This window comes from Ancylobacter sp. GW821-FHT10E12 (genome assembly GCF_058809335.1).
The window spans coordinates 278,704-298,399 of record NZ_JBXASN010000002.1; the positions used below are offsets into that span (position 1 = coordinate 278,704).

19 protein-coding genes are annotated in these 19,696 nt (G+C 62.9%); 14 read left to right on the top strand and 5 right to left on the bottom strand.

All coding sequences use genetic code 11. The annotated features are described in order from the left end of the window. Positions 1 to 43: 43 nt before the first annotated feature. From AC1RU4_RS03700 to AC1RU4_RS03725, 6 genes are all read left to right on the top strand, one after another. A complete protein-coding gene (locus tag AC1RU4_RS03700) occupies positions 44 to 277 on the top strand; it encodes a helix-turn-helix domain-containing protein (RefSeq protein WP_492889649.1) in 234 nt (77 codons plus the stop codon). Next, complete coding sequence (locus AC1RU4_RS03705) at positions 274 to 1,161, top strand: hypothetical protein (RefSeq protein WP_492889650.1); 888 nt, start codon at positions 274 to 276, stop codon at positions 1,159 to 1,161. Before AC1RU4_RS03700 ends, AC1RU4_RS03705 begins: the two co-directional genes overlap by 4 nt. Before the next feature lie 22 nt (positions 1,162 to 1,183). Then, complete coding sequence (locus AC1RU4_RS03710; RefSeq protein ID WP_492889651.1) at positions 1,184 to 1,450, top strand: hypothetical protein; 267 nt, start codon at positions 1,184 to 1,186, stop codon at positions 1,448 to 1,450. 167 nt (positions 1,451 to 1,617) lie between these two features. Beyond that, a complete protein-coding gene (locus AC1RU4_RS03715) occupies positions 1,618 to 4,326 on the top strand; it encodes an AAA family ATPase (protein ID WP_492889652.1) in 2,709 nt (902 codons plus the stop codon). A 267-nt stretch (positions 4,327 to 4,593) separates the two neighbouring features. Next, a complete protein-coding gene (locus AC1RU4_RS03720; protein ID WP_492889653.1) occupies positions 4,594 to 5,193 on the top strand; it encodes an HGGxSTG domain-containing protein in 600 nt (199 codons plus the stop codon). Then, entirely contained in the window at positions 5,190 to 5,576 is a 387-nt protein-coding gene (locus AC1RU4_RS03725) for a hypothetical protein (RefSeq protein WP_492889654.1), read from the top strand. The genes AC1RU4_RS03720 and AC1RU4_RS03725 overlap by 4 nt, the downstream gene beginning before the upstream one ends. Before the next feature lie 20 nt (positions 5,577 to 5,596). Here AC1RU4_RS03725 and AC1RU4_RS03730 read toward each other — a convergent pair whose 3' ends face one another. From AC1RU4_RS03730 to AC1RU4_RS03745, 4 genes are all read right to left on the bottom strand, one after another. After that, positions 5,597 to 5,971: a hypothetical protein gene (locus tag AC1RU4_RS03730; RefSeq protein ID WP_492889655.1), complete on the bottom strand. Its 375-nt coding sequence runs from the start codon at positions 5,969 to 5,971 to the stop codon at positions 5,597 to 5,599. A 165-nt stretch (positions 5,972 to 6,136) separates the two neighbouring features. Further along, positions 6,137 to 6,517 carry a LysR family transcriptional regulator gene (locus AC1RU4_RS03735; protein WP_492889656.1) on the bottom strand — a complete coding sequence of 127 codons (381 nt, stop codon included), beginning with the start codon at positions 6,515 to 6,517 and terminating at the stop codon, positions 6,137 to 6,139. 679 nt (positions 6,518 to 7,196) lie between these two features. Then, complete coding sequence (hydA, locus tag AC1RU4_RS03740) at positions 7,197 to 8,654, bottom strand: dihydropyrimidinase (RefSeq protein ID WP_492889657.1); 1,458 nt, start codon at positions 8,652 to 8,654, stop codon at positions 7,197 to 7,199. Between the two features lie 13 nt (positions 8,655 to 8,667). After that, entirely contained in the window at positions 8,668 to 8,895 is a 228-nt protein-coding gene (locus tag AC1RU4_RS03745) for a hypothetical protein (RefSeq protein WP_492889658.1), read from the bottom strand. A gap of 333 nt (positions 8,896 to 9,228) precedes the next feature. Between AC1RU4_RS03745 and AC1RU4_RS03750 the strand changes: the two genes are divergently transcribed. Both AC1RU4_RS03750 and AC1RU4_RS03755 read left to right on the top strand, forming a co-directional pair. After that, positions 9,229 to 10,536, top strand: a complete 1,308-nt coding sequence (locus AC1RU4_RS03750; RefSeq protein ID WP_492889659.1) for a DUF3300 domain-containing protein — start codon at positions 9,229 to 9,231, stop codon at positions 10,534 to 10,536. A 20-nt stretch (positions 10,537 to 10,556) separates the two neighbouring features. Next, positions 10,557 to 11,507, top strand: coding sequence for a DUF2950 domain-containing protein (locus tag AC1RU4_RS03755; protein ID WP_492889779.1), 951 nt, complete (start codon positions 10,557 to 10,559; stop codon positions 11,505 to 11,507). Positions 11,508 to 11,564: 57 nt separating this feature from the next. Here the strand turns inward: AC1RU4_RS03755 and AC1RU4_RS03760 are convergent, their stop codons facing one another. After that, complete coding sequence (locus tag AC1RU4_RS03760; RefSeq protein WP_492889660.1) at positions 11,565 to 13,241, bottom strand: B12-binding domain-containing radical SAM protein; 1,677 nt, start codon at positions 13,239 to 13,241, stop codon at positions 11,565 to 11,567. Between the two features lie 317 nt (positions 13,242 to 13,558). Here AC1RU4_RS03760 and AC1RU4_RS03765 point away from each other — a divergent pair, with 317 nt between their 5' ends. The 6 genes from AC1RU4_RS03765 (at position 13,559) to AC1RU4_RS03790 (ending at position 19,653) form a co-directional block, all read left to right on the top strand. Next, positions 13,559 to 14,386 (top strand): FadR/GntR family transcriptional regulator, encoded by an 828-nt coding sequence (locus AC1RU4_RS03765; protein WP_492889661.1) that lies wholly within the window; start codon positions 13,559 to 13,561, stop codon positions 14,384 to 14,386. Between the two features lie 178 nt (positions 14,387 to 14,564). Next, complete coding sequence (locus tag AC1RU4_RS03770; RefSeq protein WP_492889662.1) at positions 14,565 to 15,764, top strand: mandelate racemase/muconate lactonizing enzyme family protein; 1,200 nt, start codon at positions 14,565 to 14,567, stop codon at positions 15,762 to 15,764. A gap of 12 nt (positions 15,765 to 15,776) precedes the next feature. Continuing rightward, positions 15,777 to 16,547 carry an SDR family oxidoreductase gene (locus AC1RU4_RS03775; RefSeq protein ID WP_492889663.1) on the top strand — a complete coding sequence of 257 codons (771 nt, stop codon included), beginning with the start codon at positions 15,777 to 15,779 and terminating at the stop codon, positions 16,545 to 16,547. 63 nt (positions 16,548 to 16,610) lie between these two features. Beyond that, positions 16,611 to 17,627, top strand: coding sequence for a TRAP transporter substrate-binding protein (locus AC1RU4_RS03780; RefSeq protein WP_492889664.1), 1,017 nt, complete (start codon positions 16,611 to 16,613; stop codon positions 17,625 to 17,627). Positions 17,628 to 17,794: 167 nt separating this feature from the next. Then, a complete protein-coding gene (locus tag AC1RU4_RS03785; protein WP_492889665.1) occupies positions 17,795 to 18,376 on the top strand; it encodes a TRAP transporter small permease in 582 nt (193 codons plus the stop codon). After that, complete coding sequence (locus tag AC1RU4_RS03790; RefSeq protein WP_492889666.1) at positions 18,373 to 19,653, top strand: TRAP transporter large permease; 1,281 nt, start codon at positions 18,373 to 18,375, stop codon at positions 19,651 to 19,653. The genes AC1RU4_RS03785 and AC1RU4_RS03790 overlap by 4 nt, the downstream gene beginning before the upstream one ends. Positions 19,654 to 19,696 lie beyond the last annotated feature (43 nt).

A 19,696-nucleotide genomic window follows, 5' to 3' on the forward strand; every position in this document is an offset into this window, starting at 1 on the left:
TTATAGGGAACCAGTCGATCCTTCGTGATGGGAGAAGATTGGAATGTACCTTGAGAAATCGCCCCTGCCCTCTAACCCCACAATCGCCTGCTCGATCGCCGACGGTGCCAAGTACATCGGCGTTTCCCAGCCTACGCTTTGGCGGATGCTTCGTGATGGCGAGTTAGTCAGGGTCAAACTGCGTGGCCGAACTCTGGTCCGATACTCGGACCTGAACGCTCTGCTGGAGCGAAGCGCGGAGATTGCGGGCAGCCCCGTCCAGGGTCCTGCTCAATGAAAACCGGCAACCCTCATCCCGCCACCTTCCTCGCGTTTGCTTGCCGCCTCCGCGAGGACCTGCGGCTGATAGAAAATCGCCCGACCACTCTGATCAGCACCGGCGCCTTCGATCCGTCGGGTGTTGCTGCCATTAGGGAATTCCATCACGACCGTAGCACTCGAATTCTGGACGCAGCGAAATGGAGCATCGAAAAGGACCTACGCGACGGTGGCCTGGACCAGGCTACCTTGGCCAATCCCACGCTCCGAAAGTTCACAGAGGCTTTGGCAAAATTCGCCTCGTCGACGCTTGAGGAACGGGCGATGCTCAGCTGCGCCGCCGATTTAAGGTATAATGATCCGCATATTGCCTGGCGTCCCCGGCGCACAACGGTTTCCGCCGTTATGTTCGGCGCTTACTTGGCAACCGGCGCTACCAGCCGTGTGATAACGGTCGGTTTTCTCAATCGAAACCCGCCGCACTGTGAAGGCAGCCCGGTGGATTACGAACAGGTGCGCGACGGCGTTGAGCGCTTCGTCCGCGACACGGCGAGAGGCAACCCGCCCCTGTCTCACTCCGTCGATTTGGTTACCATCCTGTGCGCAAGCGAGGTTCAAGACATTCGCACCGCGGCTGCGCTTTGGGACGAGTTGTTCGCTTCCAAAGGTGCCAACAGGATCGAGCACTATATCCAGGCCCTCCGAGCGTCTGGTGAGCTCTTTCGAATGCAGCAGCGTATCGACGAAACCGAGCGTATCAGCGGCCAGGAGGCAAATAGCCTGGCTCAAAAGCTCTACGAGATGTGGCTGAGGCGATGGGAAAAAGGGGAAGCCAGCAGATCGCGGAGCGAATTGGGCCCGAACAGTCGGCGTCGAAACGCAACATCATTGCGCGCAATCTAACCCCTCGAATGACGAGGGCCCCATGCACGTACTGAAACTCGCAACTGCAGCGCCTGTCCTGACGATCGCCGAGGCGTCCCGCCTGGCCGGCATCAGCGCCCGCCGCGTGCGGCTCTATCGCCGCTACGGCATGCTCGACGCAACCACCGTCAACGGCCGGCACGCTGTGACGCGCACCAGTCTCGGCAAGTTCCTTTCGGAGTTTCGGGAGCGGCCGGCGCGCGGAGAACGTTCCGCCGTAGGCGCTGCGCGTCATACGCGGCTTCGCCTGGTCGTCGACAACACATGAGACGAAAAGGCCGGCCGCTCCCGTGAAGAGCGCGCCGGCCAAAGAAAGTCCAGATGGTGACTTATAACGAGCGAGACGCGTCGCCGCAAGGTAGATCGAGAGTAGATCTCGCCTCGGCATGTGTTGAATTGCACAAGGGGACATCGGTCGCAAGCACGCGGACTGTGATGGCAACAGTTCCGCTTGGTGTACCGGAAAACAAAGTGGTGCGATTTCTATCGCTCCCTGAACCTCCGGCCGCCTCCGCGCCGTCGACGAACGCTGTACTTGAGTTGGATCAGGCGGGTTTTGGTCCTTACCTGCGGCCCTGTGCGCCTCCTGGGGCGACAATTCACTTCAAAGATGGCCCGAAGCCCAGTGACGGCAAAGTGCCCAGCCGACTCGATGATGGACGCTGGTACGGCTTTTCGGGGTGGCGAACCTTTGCGCCCTCCGAAGCAGATATCGCGGCGTGGTCGAACTATTCAGACGCGAATATCTGCTTCGTCACCGGGGCCGTGGTCGCCATCGATATCGACATCAAGGTCGACGACGTGGACCAGTCGGATGAAGCCGAGAGGGCGCGCAGGCTGGTCGGATTGATCCGGGCAGAGATCGGCCGGATCGATACCAGCCCCGCTACACGGCCGGCTCTCCGCCAGCGTGATGGAACGACGAGCTGCGTTGTCTTCCTGCGATGGATTGGCGAGACCGTCACCAAGCGAACCTGGACACTCACGGATCTCGCCACCTCGCGCAAGTACCAGGTAGAATTCTTGGCGGCGGGTCAGCAGGTGCACGTCGAGGGGCGTCATGCCTCCGGAGCCCGCGTTCGCTCGGATCTGGCCGATATCGGCTTTTCCGGCTTGGCCGCAATCGACGCGGGCCGGCTCGATATTCTCGCTGATGCGCTGCACGAGGTTGCAGACAATTGCGGCTTCGAATGGGGGAAGGCCTCCAGAGCGACCGTCGTCCGGGCGCGCGATGTCCGGCATTCCTTAACGCCTAAACAGGCTGTCGAACGTGCGGTATGGCTTCGACGCTCGGAGTGGGTGCCGGTCTTGCTCCCGCATACGGCTTCGACGCCGAGCGTGGGTGATTGGTCCATATCCTCCAGTGAACTCGACCGAGATCGAGAGGAGCGGCTGGCCATCTTCGACGGTGGAAACGGCGCCTACGATTTCGGTACTGAACGACCGCACACGCCCGTCTCGTTCATCTGCGAATTCGGGGCCGTCGATCCCGACGGCGAAATCATTTTTGGCGGCTGCCCCGAATATGGCCCGGCCGGCACGCAGCCCTTTGCGGTGATCGCGGAGCCGGACCCGGCCGTGCGCCGTCCGACCGAGGCACAGGCGATGACGTGGCTATGCCGGCGGCTTGCCGGCGAGGAATTTGAGGACTTTGACGCGAGCACCCGGTGGAAGTCGGGCCTGCCGAGAATTGCGGCGGCGCTCGGCGTCGGCTGGGCAGATCTCCAGGAGGTGGATGCTCTTCAATGGCTCGATCCTGACGAAGAATCGCTGTTTCCAGCCGACGCTCCCGTGTCGGGTGGCCCACCCGACCGAGTGTCTGCGCCTGCAGCCTTTGATTTCGGCGCGGCAACACGCGTCAAGCTGATCGACCTGGAGAACATTCCACCCAAGGAATTTGTCCTCGGCACTCGCTTTCAGCCGGGAGCGTTCACGGTAGGGGTCGGGCCTGGCGGCGTCTCGAAATCCATGTTTGCAATGCTGAGCGCCGTTTCGATCGCCACCGGAAGGCCGCTTACGGGTGAGATCGTTTCGAAGAAGGGACGCGTTCTCATTTATGACGCCGAGACGACTATCATTGAAATGCGCCGCCGCCTGAAGGCGCTGGCCGCTCTTTACGACATTCCGATCGGGGACATCGTTGAGAATGTCCGATTGCTTTCCGGTCATGAGCAGCGATTGGTTCTTGCGGAGCGTCGTGAGCAGAAAGCGCCAATCACGATCGGGCCACTCGTTGCCGGGTTGGGAAACTTCATCCGCGACGAGAACATCGTTCACGTCGTGCTCGACCCCCTTGTGACGCTGCACCGGGGCCTTGATGAAAACTCCTCCGGCGACATGGAGCGTGTCACCGACTTCCTGCGCGATCTCGTGAGGCGAACCGGCGCGTCTATCGATCTGACCCATCACACGGTGAAAAACCGAACCGGGCAGCCGGAAGGGAACGCCGGCGTCGCCGACTCCGCCCGAGGTTCCGGCGCGATCATAACGCAGGCCCGCGCGGCCTACACGCTCACGCCCATGGCGATGAAGACCGGCACGGAACTCGGGCTCGATCCCGATCGTGTAAGTCAAATGGGCCGTGTCGACGACGCCAAGCGAAACAATACGCGTCGGTCGGCACGAGAGCATTGGTTCGAAATTCAATCCGTTCTACCGAACGGCGATGTCGTGCCTGGCTGGCATTTCGAGGCCGCCGACCCGGAATTGCGGGTGCGGTCCCTGGAGACTGTGGGCGTGCACGTCCTGTTTGATGCCCATCGACAACGAACTCTTGCTGCCCTGAACAGCATGAACGATGCCGAGCGCCGCGGCGCCGCTCTTTGTTCCTTTGTGGCCGACACCATGAAGAGCGACCGCGTTACGCGAGCGTCCGTCGTCAGTGCCGTGCAAGACGCCAGGGGCGTCGGCGAAACCACGGCGCGTACGGAGATCGACGAGGCCATACCTGAAGGCAGGCCGCGTGCCGTTCAAGCGGAGGGAGCCGGACTCCGGTACCTTTTATGGCGCGAGAGGACGAAGCGCGGTCAACAAACCTCCTGGTTCGTTCGACGCGAAGCTCTCGGACAGATTGTCCAAGATCTGGCGGAGGTTCCACCAGATACGCGGCCCACATTTGACGATATGGGGGGCGTTTTTGACTGACGATCGCAACGACCGCAAAAGCTCACAAACCGTTGAAAATCAACCGTCCGCACGATCGCAACCGGGTTGCGGCTCTGCGAACGTTGCGGGGGGACCTCATAACTACATGTTACCAAAAGTCTTTTTGACCCGCAGGACAAAATGTCCGCTACACCCGCAACGGCCCCTTATAATAGGGCCGTTGCGGGTGCGGGTGTGCGGCGGTGATAACGCGGCTCCTCCTTCAAATCAAATACCTCATGCGCCCGTTCTCCTGGAGGCGGTGCGATGAAGAAGCGGCGAATGGTGCGCCGGGCGGGGCCTCCTACCAAGCGGCAACAGGCCTGGGCCAATTCAGCCCGGTTCCGCGAAATGGGCCGCGCCATGATGAAGCGCTTCAACCGGCTTCGTCAGCTCGGCCCCAAATGCGGAGCGGCGACCAAGCAGACGGGTCTGCCCTGCGAGAACCCGGCCATGTCGAACGGACGCTGTCGTCTGCACGGCGGCAGCACGCCGAAGGGCGACAACTGGCACAAGCCGGTTTGGCCGAACGCGTCGGCGCCGAATTGGAACGACAAGCTGAACCGCAAACTGCGGGATCTTGATCGTGCGAAACGCAAACGGGATCGACGCCTGCGCGCCATGACGCCAGAGCAGTCCGCCGCGCATGCGGAGTGGCACCGGACCCATAAGCCCGGCCCCGCGGCCCAGCGAGCGCGGCAACGATGGGAAAGGGCCAACCAGGTCGATCTCGTTGCCCTGGCTGCCGCGGTGGTCCGGCCGCCAAATCCTGAACTGGAGATGATCGAGGCGACGATTGCGGCTTTGAAAGCCGAGATTGCTGAACTGCAGCGTGAAAACATCGAAGACACGGGAGTTTTTGGATGACTAACACCAGCGACGAATTCGAAGACGATATCGAGCTCGACGAAGACAAGCAGGATGCGCGGGATGAGATCATTCGCCGGGCGCGAACGACCGGCTTGCGGATCGCGTATGAGGCCGCCGAGGAAATCGCCGGCGACACGAAGGCGCCCAAGCAAGCACGGGCAACCGCTATCCGCACGATAATGGAGGTCGGCGGTGTTCTGGATCATCGCGATCGTTTCGAGCGGGGCCAAACTAAGGATGCCAGCGAAATGACAGGTGTCGAGCTCCGGGCTGCGATAGAGCGCCTCCAGGCGAAGGCTAAGCGGTTTTCGAAGCCGCTTGTAGAAGCCGAGGCCGAGGATGAAGAGGAGCCGGACGGCAGTTCCGATCTGTTCGAATGACGGCGGAACAGTGCGCCGGCCTAAGTGCGCCTGCGCGTGCGTTTCGATTTCCGCCGCGGAAGTTTGGCTCGCTCGCGGCACGCCTCGCTGACGCGTCGGCGGTGTTCATCGTGAAACTCGATGTCGTCGAGCCGGTCTTGAAGCACCCGCTCGCGAGCCGCCGATAGGGCTGCGTTCGCTTCTTCCGATCGCGGCTCGGCTCCGAAGGCGTCCGGCCAGATGTTGCGCGTCTCGATCAGATAGCGCCACAGCTCTTCCTCGCGGATCAAAATCGGCTTTCCTGGTAGCCAGCCGATCTTGCCTTGCAGGCACAGGCTTTCGACCGACCGGATCGATCGCCTTAATCGCTCGGCGACGACGTCGATCGCGAGGAGAGTGGGTCCATTCGAGCTCATTTGTGTTTGCTCCGCATCTGCCGCTGAAGCCATTTCACCCGCGCCCTATAGGCCGCATCGCTCTTGGCCTCGCGTGGCGGAATTTCTGTCTCGAGTGAGTTTTTCTGCATTGGCCCTGCGTTAGCTTGCTGGCGCACGGATTCGAGATACGCGGCCAGGTCGGCCTCACTGATGAGAACCGGCCGGCCACGGATAAAGGCCAGTTTGCCCGAAGGATTGCGCCAGCTCCGGCATGATCAACGGCGCCAGGGTCACGGCGCAGCCGATATTGATGTGGCCACGTACTAGCGTGCTCGCTTCCGAGGCCAGCGCATACAGACCTTCGGCCTGCGCAACTAGCCTCTTCGCCTCCGCCAGCATGGTTCGCCCCACCGGGGTGAGCGACAGGCCTTGCGCATGATGACGCACAAAAAGCTGCACCCCGAACTCCCGTTCCAGATGCGAAATGGCTGTCGATATGGACGGTTGTGAGATACGGACTCGCTCCGACGCCGCCGTAATGCTGCCGGTTTGACCAACGGCAATGAAATAGTCGAGCTGCCGCAATGTATATCTCATATCCCATCCCTAGAGGACCGACGCGTACGGCTGACATACCCATAGGATTCTATGGTATGGTCATCCAGCAAATAGCATGCCAAACGCACTACAAGATCAACGGCTCAGGGGCAGAAGAGAGGCCGTCCCATGCCTCTCTGGGGACCACCGCCACGTTGGCACCGGACAGCGCCAGTTCGGAGGCTATATCGAGAGCTCCGATGGAGCAGCCGGCCACGACCACGGAACGCCCACGGTGGCGATCCGATCCGCGGTGTCGCGCGCTGTAGATGATGCCACGGCCGCCAGCAAACCGGTCTCGCCCTTCGATCGTCGGCAACGCGGGGGCATTCTCCGCTCCACTGGCGAGAACGACATGTAAGCCAACATGTCCTCGCGCGGCGAGCTGGTATTGATTCGCATGCCGGGCCACGTCGCGGACGTCGGGCATGACGGGGGCGGACAGTTCCGTCTCGTTCTGGCCGGCCGCCCCGTCCTGACATCGCATTGAAAAGAGAAAACGTCCGCCTAGATGCGGCGCGCGGTCTCGTTGGGAGCGTCGTCTTACCCATGACGAACTCATGGCTGGCCTCATCATCGAAGCCTTACCTTATGGTCGGGGTGTCTGTGACTACAGCATGCCGCAGGGCTTAAGGCTGCAGGGACGGCCCCTGCGCCTCTTGCGGGGTCACACTCCGATCGGCATGCGCGCCGGATCCCGCGGCACCGCCCGGGGAGCCACCAGCGCCTTCCATGTCGACAGGGCACGGTTCGCTGACGGGAACGCCGGGCGCGGGATGAAACGCCCTCGCCCGGGACGCGGCGCGTCATTGCGCCCCTCCGAGAACACCACCTCGCCGCGCGACAGGGTGAAGCGCGGCAGGCCGCGCACCTCGACCCCCTCGAACACGTTGTAGTCGATGATCGAGGCCTGCGCGCTCGCGCGTATGGTCTTCGCCGCCTTCGGGTCCAGCACCACGATGTCGGCATCGGCGCCCGGGACGAGCGAGCCCTTCCGTGGGTAGAGGTTGAGGATGCGAGCGATATTGGTCGAGGTCACGGCGACGAACTCGTTCGGCGTCAGCCGGCCGGTCTCCACGCCGCGGGTCCAGAGCACCGGCATCCGGTCCTCCAGTCCGCCGGTGCCGTTGGGGATCCTGGTGAAATCGGCGAGCCCCATGCGCTTCTGCGCCGTGGTAAAGGCGCAGTGATCGGTCGCCACCACCTGTAGCGACCCGGCGGAAAGCCCCGCCCACAAGCTGTCCTGATGAGCTTTGTCGCGAAAGGGCGGCGACATCACCCGCTGCGCCGCATAGTTCCAGTCGGGATGCTGGTAGACGCCCTCGTCCAGCGTCAGGTGCTGGACCAGCGGCTCGCCATAGACCCGCATGCCCTTCTGCCGCGCCCGCCTTATCGCCTCATGCGCCTGCTCGCAGGAGACATGAACGATATAGATCGGCACCCCGGCGGCATCGGCGATCATGATGGCGCGGTTGACCGCCTCGCCCTCTACCTCCGGCGGGCGGGAATAGGCATGCGCCTCCGGTCCGCGAATGCCCTCGGCGAGATATTTCTGCTGCAGCGCCGCGACGATGTCGCCGTTCTCGGCATGCACCAGCGGCAGCGCGCCGAGCGCGGCGCAACGTTGGAACGAGGCGAACATCTGGTCGTCGTCGACCATCAGCGCGCCCTTATAGGCCATGAAATGCTTGAAGCTGTTGATACCGCGCGCGACCACCGCCTCCATCGCGTCGAAGATCGCCTCCGACCAGCCGGTGACGCACATATGGAAGGAATAGTCGCCGCTTGCCTGCCGGCTGGCCCGCGCCTGCCAGGCGTCCAGCGCGCCGATCAGGTTCTCACTGTCCGGGATCACGAAATCCACCACCATGGTCGTGCCGCCCGACAGCGCGGCGAAGCTGCCGCTTTCCCAGGTTTCGGCCGCCGTGGTGCCCATGAACGGCATTTCGAGATGGGTGTGCGGGTCGATGCCGCCGGGCATGACATAGGTGCCGGCGGCGTCGAGCACGGTGTCGCCGGAAAGGTTCGGGCCGATGGCGGTGATGGTCTCGCCTTCGATCAGCACGTCCGCCTCATACGAGCGGTCGGCGGTGACGACGGTGCCGCCCTTGATGACGATGGACACGGTTCTTGCTCCCTCAGACGACCTCGGCGGTGGCGAGCACCGCTTGCAGCAGCACGTCGGCCCCGGCCTTCGCCGACATGACCTTGCTCATCCAGCAAGCATCGTGCCCGGCGCCGGAGACGATGTCGCGAGGGGAATTGCCGAGGCTCTCTGCCGCAGCGCGAACGCGGCCGACGGGGATGGAATCAAAGGTGATCGGATCGAAGGATGTGACCTCGGCCATGGTAAAGCGGAGGCTCATCCTGCCCACAATTTCGGCGGCACCCGCACGGATCTCCGCCGCTCAATGGGCCGCGCGGGACGGTAGCCCAATATTCGAATTCTGCTGAGTATGACGAGTGCGCTACACTATATAGTGCAGACATGCGCCGAACCGAAAAGATCGGCGGCGATAACCTGGGAGGGGATTATGAGCTTCCCGACGTACTGTACGACTTATATGGAGCTCTCCCATAGATTTCCCCGAGCCGGATTCGGCCAAGCCGGCGATCCGCCATCGAGGTGGCTCGTCCACAGGTCTGCCTGGCGTGCACTGCTCGGCATTGCTCTTGCCGTGAGCCTCGTTAGCGGTCCGATGTCGGTCGCGCCGTCCCTCGCGCAGGGTCAGGCGGCAGGCCCGGCATCCGCATCGCAGGCCGAAGCCGCACCCGAGCCGCTCAGCGAGCAGGAGCTGCAGGTGCTCGTCGCCCGCATCGCGCTCTATCCGGACGAGCTCGTGGCGGTGATATCCGCCGCCTCGCTCTATCCGCTGCAGATCGTGGAAGCCGAACGCTTTCTGGAAGCGTATCAGAAAGACCCGAAGCTCCAGCCCAAGGCCAGCTGGGACGGCAGCGTCATCTCGCTCCTCAACTACCCCGAGATCGTCAAGATGATGAGCGACGACCTCGAATGGACGCAGGAGTTGGGCGAAGCCCTCGCCAACCAACAGAAGGACGTCTTGGTCGCCATCCAGCAATTGCGCGATCAGGCTCTCGCCGCCGGCGTCATCAAATCCGACGACAAGGTCACGGTGACGCGGGAGAACGACAATGTCGTGATCCAAGCGGCGAATCCCGAGAAGATCTATATCCCGCAATACCCGCCGGAGATGCTCTACGAGCCCGGCTACGCCCTGGTGCCGGTGACCTACGTCGATCCCTACCCCTCCTATTTCTGGCCAACCGCGACCTTCTTCACCGCGGCCGTTACCGGCGCGGTCTGGGCGGCCGCGGTCGACTGGAACGACTGGGGAATATGGGGCGGGCGCTGGCGCGGCGACGTCGATGTCGACTGCAACAACTGCTTCAACAACCGGAATTTCAGCGGCCGGGTCAATATCAATGATGTCGACTGGCGGAACGTCGATCGCAGCAAGCTGAATTTCGACCGCAACCAAATCAACAAGATCGACCGCACCAACATTCGCAACGGGCTCGAAGCCAATAACGGCAACAATCTCAAGGTTAAGGCTGCCGATATCCGACGCGCGGATCCGGCTGGCCCGCGCACCGGACAGATCAAGGACGTCCGCAAGAGCACGCTCGATGGGCTGAAGGCGGGCGGAGGCGACCGTCCCGGACCGAGACCAGGCGGGGCGGGCAACGCAAGTGGCCAACGCCCCGTTGCCGGCGACAGGCCGCGGCCGAGCGGCGAACGGGCCGGACAGATTGATCGACCGGCAGGCGGGAAAATCAACCGTCCTGCCGGTGCCCCCAAGCCCGGCGGCCGGATCGACAATCGCCCCAGGACCCCGTCAGGGCTCGGTGAAATACGCCAGGGCAAGGCGGCACAACTTCACTCCAACCGTGGCGCCGCGGCACGCGGCGGCGGCCAGCGCGCCATCCCGCCGCGTGCAATGGGCGGCGGGCGTGCGGGCGGCCACGGCGGCGGCCGGCGGCGTTGAGGCGGAGAGAGGACATGACCATGCTCAGCAGTTTGCGTCGCGGGACCATGCACGGCCTTGTCGCTCTCACTGTCGCGACCAGTGCAGTCGCCATCTGCACGTCCACGGCAGGGGGCCAGGAAACCGCGAATCTCGTTTCGAAACAGATGGCGCCAACCTTCGAGGATCCTGCCAGGTTGGTCGATGCGTTCAAAGCCGCCCTGGCCGGCGGCGACTTCGACGGCCTTGCAAAGCTCCTCGGTCTCGATGCCGCGAAGTTGCGCGCAAGCGACGGCATCATGGACACGTTCGACAAGATCCGGCGGGGCGCAGCGCAACAGCTGGAGGTCAAGGATGCCGGTGCCGACCGCAAGCTCCTCGATATCGGCCGGGAATTGTGGCCGCTGCCCTTCCCGCTCGTGAAGAATGCCGAGGGCAGATGGGCCTTCGATACCACGGCCGGGCTCGACGAAATCCAGAACCGGCGCATCGGGGAGAACGAGCTCGAGGCGATCGCCACGCTGCGTGCCTATGTCGACGCCCAGCGCGTCTACGACACGGTCGATCACGACGGCGACGGCGTGCTCGAATATGCACAGAAGCTCATGAGCTCGCCGGATAAGACCGACGGCCTCTACTGGCCGGCGGAACAGGGCGACGGCGACAGTCCCGCCGGCGCCTTCGTCGATCCGGGTGCGTTGGAGAAGACCAAGCAGGGCAACGGCTATTTCGGCTACCGCTTTCGCATCCTGCTAGGCCAGGGCGGCCATGTCGCGGGCGGGCGCTACGACTACGTCATCAACGGTAACATGATCGCCGGCTTCGGCCTGATCGCCTGGCCGGTCGCCTATGGCGAAACCGGTGTTAACAGCTTCGTCGTCAACCAGGCCGGCATCGTCTATGAGAAGGATCTCGGCCCCGACACTGCGACCCTGATTAAAAAGATCCGTCACTTCAACCCGGATGCGAGCTGGCAGGTCTCGGCAGACTAATTGGACGTTATGTCGGATCGGCCAGAGGATCGTGCCACACGCGACGGGCGATCCTTGTCATGCTTGAACCGCATGAAGCGCAAAGGAAGAGACGCTTATTTTTTCGGACTGATCCGGGGGTATTGTGGCCGGTTCGGACCATCTGCCGCTTTGGACCTCGGCAATGCGGGCGTCCAGTTCGCCAATCACATAACGTGAAAATGGATAAAGGTGCAGATAGAGCACCATATTGGTCATTGCCGCCTCAAGGGCGCTAGGATTGCGCCGCGCGCAATCGATAAAGGTCGCCCAGAAATGACCCGCGAGACGGGGATGGCTGGTAGTGATCCGCCAGCTGGCGCGCAACAGCAGCCTGAGCTCCGTCATGACAGCACGCAATGTCGGCTTGGAACCGAATGATGGCCGTTCCAACTTGCGCGCCATGTTGCGCACCCGCTGGAAAAACTGCTTCGGATCGTATATTTCGTCGATCACCCGCCTGTAGTCCGATAGTATTTCCTGGCGATCTCTCAACGTCGTAAAATTGAGTCCACCCGTGCACTGATCGCCGGCATCTACCGGTGCTTGATTGTAACCTTCGAACAGCCTGCCTTCGCTCTTCAAGCGCCGCATCAATTGCGTATTCGGCAAGGCGTGCAGGAGTCCGACCATGGCGACGGGAATATTGCTCGCCTCGATGCAGTCAATCATCGGCGTCGCCATGTCGCCCCGCTCGGTATCAAAGCCAACGATGAAGCCGGCAGTTACACAAATTCCGGCGGCATATATGCGCTCGACGCTTTCGGCGATGCTGCGGCGCGTATTCTGTTTTTTCTGCATGGCGACCAACGTGTCATGGTCGGGACTCTCAATGCCGGTGAAAACAAGGAAGAAGTTCGTCTCGCTCATCATCGTGAGCAGCTCGGCATCATCGGCGAGATTTAGCGAGGCTTCCGTGGAAAACTGGAACGGGTAACCATTCTGTTCCTGCCACCGTTTCAATTCCGGGAGGAATTTCTTTATCGCCTTCTTATTGCCGATCAGATTGTCATCGACAAAGTCGACATGGCCACGGTAGCCAAGCGAAAGCAACCGATCCAGCTCCGCCAGCATCTGGCTGTTCGTCTTCGTTCTTGGAACTCGACCGTAAAGCTCAATGATATCGCAAAATTCACATGTAAAAGGGCAGCCTCGGGAAAACTGCACGCCGACATAGAGATAATCGTCAAAATCGATCAGATCGAAACGCGGTATCGGACTGGCGTGAACGTCGGCTTTGAATTTTTCCGCGTCGAACCGGCCTGTTCGTGCGCCGCCTTCCCACGCGTCCACGAAGCTGTCGATGATGCCCTCGGCTTCGCCCAGGACGAGGAAATCTGCCTGGGCATAGACATCTGGATTTGAGGTTGGATCGGGCCCCCCAAGGCAGACTGGCCTGCCAAGCTCCTGGCAGCGCTTCATCACGGCGAGCGTGTCGACCTGTTGGGGGAGCATGCCGCCGGACATGACGAGATCCGCCCACAGGATGTCGTCGTCATTGAGGTCACGCACGTTTCGATCAACAAGCCTAAGGTCCCAGCTGTCCGGAAGCAGGGCGGCGAGCGTCATGAGACCAAGAGGGGGCGCTATGCACCGGGCGCCGTGCAGTTCGCAGGCCTCCTTGAAGTTCCAAAAGGAATTTGGATTGAAACGAGGGAAAACAAGCAGGATCCGAGGGCTCGCCCGAGCAGTGCAGGAAGCGCCTTGTTCGTGCATCCGATAACCCCAGTGAGAAGCACCGACCTTGGCCGGGTGCCTGCGTTATAGGCATGCCAGCGATACTAGCAGATCCCTCCCCGTCTCCCAGCCTGAAAAGTGCTGGCCTCAAGATGAAGACGTTACTGGACTACCTATATCCGAGGTATTTGCACGATTCAGTCGGCGGATTTCTTGGGAACCGGGCTGGTTCCGCTGCGCATCAACGAACCACGGGCGGCCTCTCGCGGGCACGGCGCGAGCGATCCGGCGGCGAGTTGAGCAAAACAGCATCGGATGCCTTTGACTCCTGAAACATCATACGTATGATGTTTCGCATGACGCTCTATCACGACACCCTCGCTCGGCTTGGCAAGGATATCTGTGCCGGGCATTACCTTCCCGGCCAGGTGATCCCGGCCGAGCCGGTGCTGTGCGTCCAGCTCGGCGTCAGCCGCATCGTGCTGCGCGAGGCGATCAAGGGGCTGGCCTCGAAGGGCATGGTGGAGGCGCGGCGGCGGACCGGCACGGTGGTGCTGGAGCATAGCCGCTGGAGCCTGCTCGACCCGGAAGTCATGATTTGGCGCGCCGACGCCAACGGCATCAACCTGTCGCTCGGCACCGACATCATGGAGTTGCGCCGCATCGTCGAGCCGGCCGCCGCCCGGCTCGCTGCCCAGCGGGCGAGCCCCGCCGAGCTCGCCGCGCTGCGGGCGGCGTACGAAGCCATGGCTGCCGCCGTCGACGGCGAGGGCGACTACGTGACGGCGGACCTGGACTTCCACAGCACCATCATCCGCGCCTGCGCCAACCCCTTCGTGACCCAGCTTCAGAGTGTGATCTCGACGGTGCTGCGCATCTGCTTCGAGCGGGTGGCGGCCCTGCCGGGCGGGCGGCGACGGTCGCTGCCGCTGCATCGCAGGGTATGCGAGGCGATCGAACAGCGCCGACATTTCGACGCCGAGAGTGCCCTGATCGAACTCCTCGACGATGCCGAGCGCGATTTGCGCCAAGTTCTGCTGCACGGCCAGGGTGGAATAGCCGCCGCGACGCCGCCGGGCGACAACGAACGCCTTGCAATGCCAACCCGCCTGACCGCGGGCAAGAACCTCAAAAAAGCAAACAGACACAGGGAGAAGAACCATGACGACGTCGTCCCGACATAGCTCGGCGCGCCTTGTGCGGCTTGCCGTCAACTCCAGCGTACGGCTCCATGACGGGCTCGCCATCGGCGGCTCTCGCAACGGCGCCTGACCGCTTTCGCCGACGATCTCAGTTCAACCGATCCCGCGTGCCGCGCGTTCGCAGAGGCATGCCTGCGCCAGCCATACAGTCGTTGCAAAGATGAAAATCACCGCCATCGAGACCATCCGCCTCGCCGAATTCGCCAATCTCCTATGGGTCCACGTGCACACCGACGAGGGCGTGGTGGGTTTGGGCGAGACCTTCTACGGCGCCGCCGCGGTAGAAGCCCACATCCACGATACGCTGGCGGGGCGCCTGCTCGGCCGCGATCCGCTGCGCATCGAGGCGCTGAACAAGGAAATGGTGAACCTGCCGCTGGCGCAATCGTCGACCGGCGCGGAGTATCGCGCCGCCTCTGCCATCGATTTCGCTCTGTGGGACATTTTCGGCAAGCTCTGCAACCAGCCGGTCCACCAGATGCTCGGCGGGCTCTGCTTCGACAAGATGCGCATCTACAATACCTGCGCCGGCTACAAGTATGTGCGCTCCATGAACATCAAGCCGGTATCGACCTGGAGCCTGGGCGAGGCCGAGGGCCCCTATGAAGATCTCGACGCCTTCATGAACCGGGCCGACGTGCTGGCCGAAAGCCTGCTCGACGAGGGCATCACGGCGATGAAGATCTGGCCGTTCGACCCGGCTGCGATCGAGACCGGCGGCCTGCATATCAGCGCCGAGCAGATGAAGACCGCGCTCGTCCCGTTCGAGAAGATCCGCAAGGCGGTGGGCGACAGAATCGAGATCATGGTCGAGCTGCATTCGCTGTGGAATCTCCCGACCGCCATCAAGATCGCCCGCGCGCTCGAACCCTATGCCCCGACCTGGTACGAGGATCCGATCCGGATGAACTCGCCGCAGGCGTTGGCGGAGTTCGCCCGTTCGACGACGGTGCCGGTCTGCGCCAGCGAGACGCTCGGCTCGCGATGGGCCTACAAGGATTTTCTCGACCGCGACGCGATGCAGGTGGTCATGGTCGATCTGTGCTGGACCGGCGGGCTGACCGAGGGCCGCAAGATCGCCGCCCAGGCCGAGACCTACCACCGCCCCTTCGCGCCGCATGACTGCACCGGCCCGGTCGCCTTCGTCGCGGCGATCCATGCCTCGTTCAGCCAGCCCAACACGCTGATCCAGGAATCGGTGCGATCCTTCTATCGGGGATGGTATAACGAGCTCGTCACGACGATGCCGCGCATCGAGAACGGCTACGTCTATCCGATGGAAGGACCGGGGCTCGGCCTTGAGTTGAGGCCGGAGGTCATGAAGCGCGACGACCTCACGCTCCGCCGCAGTGCGCTTTGAGGAGAACCGGTCATGTCGCTTGATCTCTTCTCCCTCGAAGGTCGCACCGCCCTCGTCACCGGCTCGGCCCGTGGCCTTGGCTTCGCCCTCGCCCGCGGCCTCGCCAAGGCCGGTGCGGACATCATCCTCAACGGCACCGACGGCGCCCGCACGGCGGCCGCGGCCGAGACCCTGGCCGGCGAAGGGCTGAACGCGCGAGCGCTCGCCTTCGACGTCGCCGACGATGACGCGGTGATGGCCGCCTTCCAGCATCTCGACGCCGAGGGGCTGGCCGTCGACATCCTGGTCAACAATGCCGGCATCCAGTTCCGCAAGCCGATGGTGGATCTCGATCCCGCCGACTGGCGGCGCGTGGTGGACATCAATCTCACCAGCGCCTTCCTCATCGGGCGTGAAGCGGCCAAGCGCATGATCGCACGCGGGAATGGCGGCAAGATCATCAATATCGGCTCGCTGATGAGCGAAGTGGCCCGTCCGACGGTGGCGCCCTACACCGCAGCCAAGGGCGGCATCAAGCTGCTGACCCGGTCCATGGCCGCCGAGTGGGCCGAACACGGTATCCAGTCGAATGCCATCGGCCCCGGCTACATGGCGACCGACATGAACGAGGCGCTGATGAACGATCCGAAGTTCGACAGCTTCATAAAGGGCCGCACGCCCACGCGGCGTTGGGGCCGGCCGGACGAACTCGTGGGGGCGGCGGTGTTTCTCGCCTCCTCCGCCTCAAGCTACGTGAACGGCCAGATCATCTATGTCGATGGAGGTATGCTGGCAGTTCTCTGACCTTCGCGGCAGATGCCGCGGATCTACCCAACAAAAATCAAAAGTAACCCAAGGAGAAACCTCATGAAATCCCATCTTGGAATGCGTGTTGCCTACGCCGCCCTGATCGCCGCCGCTGCCCTGCTCGGCGCCGGCCCGGCCTCGGCCGAGATCAAGGCGAAGATCGGCCACGCCATGCCGGATTCCCATCCGCAGGCGGCGGCGATGATCAAGTTCGCCGAGTTGGTCGGCACCTACACCCACGGCAACGTGAAGATCCAGACCTATCACGGCGCCCTGCTCGGCAGCGACGAGAAGCAGCTGCAGGCGGTGCAGGCGGGCACGCAGGAATTCTACATCGGCACACTGGCGCCGCTGTCGAGCCGCGTGAAGGAAGTGCAGGTCTGGGATCTGCCCTTCATGTTCCAGAACACCAAGGAGGTCTATGCGGTCCTTGACGGCCCCTCCTCCAAGAAGATCTTCGAGAAGATCGAGCCGTCGGGCCTGGTGGGCCTCACCTGGACCGGCATGGGCTTCCGCAACCTGTCCAACAGCCGGCGTCCGGTCACCAAGCTCGACGACATCCCGGGGCTGAAGCTGCGCGTCATGGCCAACCCGGTGGCGCTCGATACCTGGAAGACCATCGGCGCCAACGCGACGCCGATGCCGTTCTCCGAGGTGTTCCCGGCGCTCGAGGTGAAGGCGATCGATGGCCAGGAGAACCCGCTCCTGCACATGTATGCCAACAAGATGCAGGAAGTGCAGAAATACATCTCGCTGACCAACCACGTCTACACGCCGGTGGCGCTGGTCGCCTCGAAGAAGTTCTGGGACACGTTGTCCCCGGTCGACCAGGACGGCATCCGCAAGGCGGCGGTCGAGGCCGGCCTGCTCCAGCGCAAGCTGCTCGACGAGGGCGACCGCGAGGTCATCGCCAAGTTCAAGGAGGCCGGCGTCGAGGTCGATCCGGTGCCGGCGGACCAGCTCGCCCGCATCCAGGAGCAGGTGAAGTCGGTCGTCGCGAAGTTCAAGCCGCAGATCGGCGATGAATTCGTGGACGGCGTCTACGCCGAGATCGCCAAGGTCCGCGGCGGCAACTGAGCCCTCGACCGGCTACAGACAGGGCGGGCGGCTCCCTATCGCGGAGCGGCCCGTCTCGCCCCTGCCCCGCGGCATTGGCGGCCTGCCCGTCTCGATGACGGCAACGGTCGAGCTGTGCCGGTACGTATTCGCCGCCGAGCGGCATCCAGATATATCGAGGTGCTTCGATGAACCAACTGCTCAAGTTGGCGATCGCCGCGTTCTACCGAATGCTCGAAGCGATCATGGTCCTGTGCATGGTCGTCATGCTGGTCATGGTCTTCGGCAATGTGGTGCTGAGGCTCGCCTTCAACACCGGCATCGACCTTTCGGATGAAATGCCGCGCTTCGCCTTTGTCTGGATGACGTTTCTGGGTGCCATCGTCGGACTCCACAAGCGCGCCCATCTCGGCGTCGACATCGTGGTGCGGGCGCTGCCGCTGCTCGGGCGCAAGATATGCTGGGGCATCAGCCAGGCCATCATGCTGATCTGCAGCCTCTACATCCTGTACGGCACCTGGCTCCAGCACGACATCATCGCCGGGAACGCTTCGCCCGTCGCACAGATCAGCACGCTTTGGGTCTATGGCGTCAGCTACTTCACCGGCGTCGCCATCGCCGTCATCTGCATCGCCAACCTGACGCGGCTCCTCCTCGGCACGGTGGAAGAAGCCGAGTTGATCGACGTCAACGAAGAAGGAATGTCGGAAGCCACCGAGATCGAGCGCGAGCTCAGCGAACAGGCAGCACGCAAAGGTACGGCATCATGATCGTGTTCGTGTTCATTTCCTCGCTGCTGGCCCTTATGGCGCTCGGGATGCCGGTCGCGTTCGCGCTGATCGGCTGCGGCCTGGTCATGATGTTCTACATGGGCATCACCGATCCGCAGATCATCATCCAGAACATGTGGGACGGCGCCAACAGCTTCCCGCTGCTCGCGGTTCCCTTCTTCATGCTGGCCGGCGAATTCATGAATGCCGGCGGCATGACGCGGCGCATCATCACAATGGCCATGGCCTGGGTAGGGCACATACGCGGCGGCCTCGGCTATGTCGCGGTGATGGCGGCGGTCATCATGGCGTCGCTGTCGGGCTCGGCGGTGGCCGACACCGCAGCGCTCGCCTCGGTGCTGATCCCGCTGATGCGCAGCGCCGGCTATGACGTCAATCGCTCCTGCGGTTTGATCGCCTGCGGCGGCATCATCGCGCCGGTGATCCCGCCGTCCATCGGCATGATCATCTTCGGCGTCACCGGCGGCGTGTCGATCACCAAGCTCTTCATCGCCGGCATCGTGCCCGGCATCTTGATGGGCGTGGCGATCATGCTGGCCTGGCGCTGGTGCATCAAGCACGACAATCCCCGCGTCGAGCCGAAACGCAGCCTGTCCGAGCGGCTCATCGAGACCCGCGACGCCTTCTGGGCGCTGCTCCTGCCGCTGGTGATCATCGGCGGCCTGAAGTTCGGCATCTTCACCCCGACCGAGGCAGCCGTCATCGCCGCCGTCTATTCTTTGTTCGTCGGCGTGGTGATCTACCGCGAGATCAAAATTCGCGACCTGTTCCACCTCATCTACCGCGCGGCGGAAACCACGGCGGTCATCATGTTCCTGGTCGCCGCCGCCGGCGTGTCGGCCTGGCTGATCACCACCGCCGACATTCCCCAGGCGTTGGCGGAGATGGTGGAGCCGTTCATGGGCAGCCCGATGCTGATGACGGCGGTGCTCATGTTGCTGGTGCTCATCGTCGGCACGGCTCTGGACTTCACCCCGACGGTGCTGATCCTCACGCCCGTGCTCATGCCGGTGATCAAGCAGGCGGGCATCGATCCGGTCTATTTCGGCGTGCTGTTCATCATGAACAACGCGCTCGGATTGGTGACGCCGCCTGTCGGCACCGTGCTCAACGTCGTGTGCGGCGTCGCCAAGGTGCCGATGAGCGGGGTGATCCGCGGCGTGCTGCCGTTCCTGATCGCCCAGACCATCGTGATGTTCCTGCTGGTGGTGTTCCCGCAGATCGTCATGTGGCCGCTGCAATGGATGACCCGCTGAGCGCGGGTCGTTCCTCTCCCGACACGACCAAGGACTTCCGACC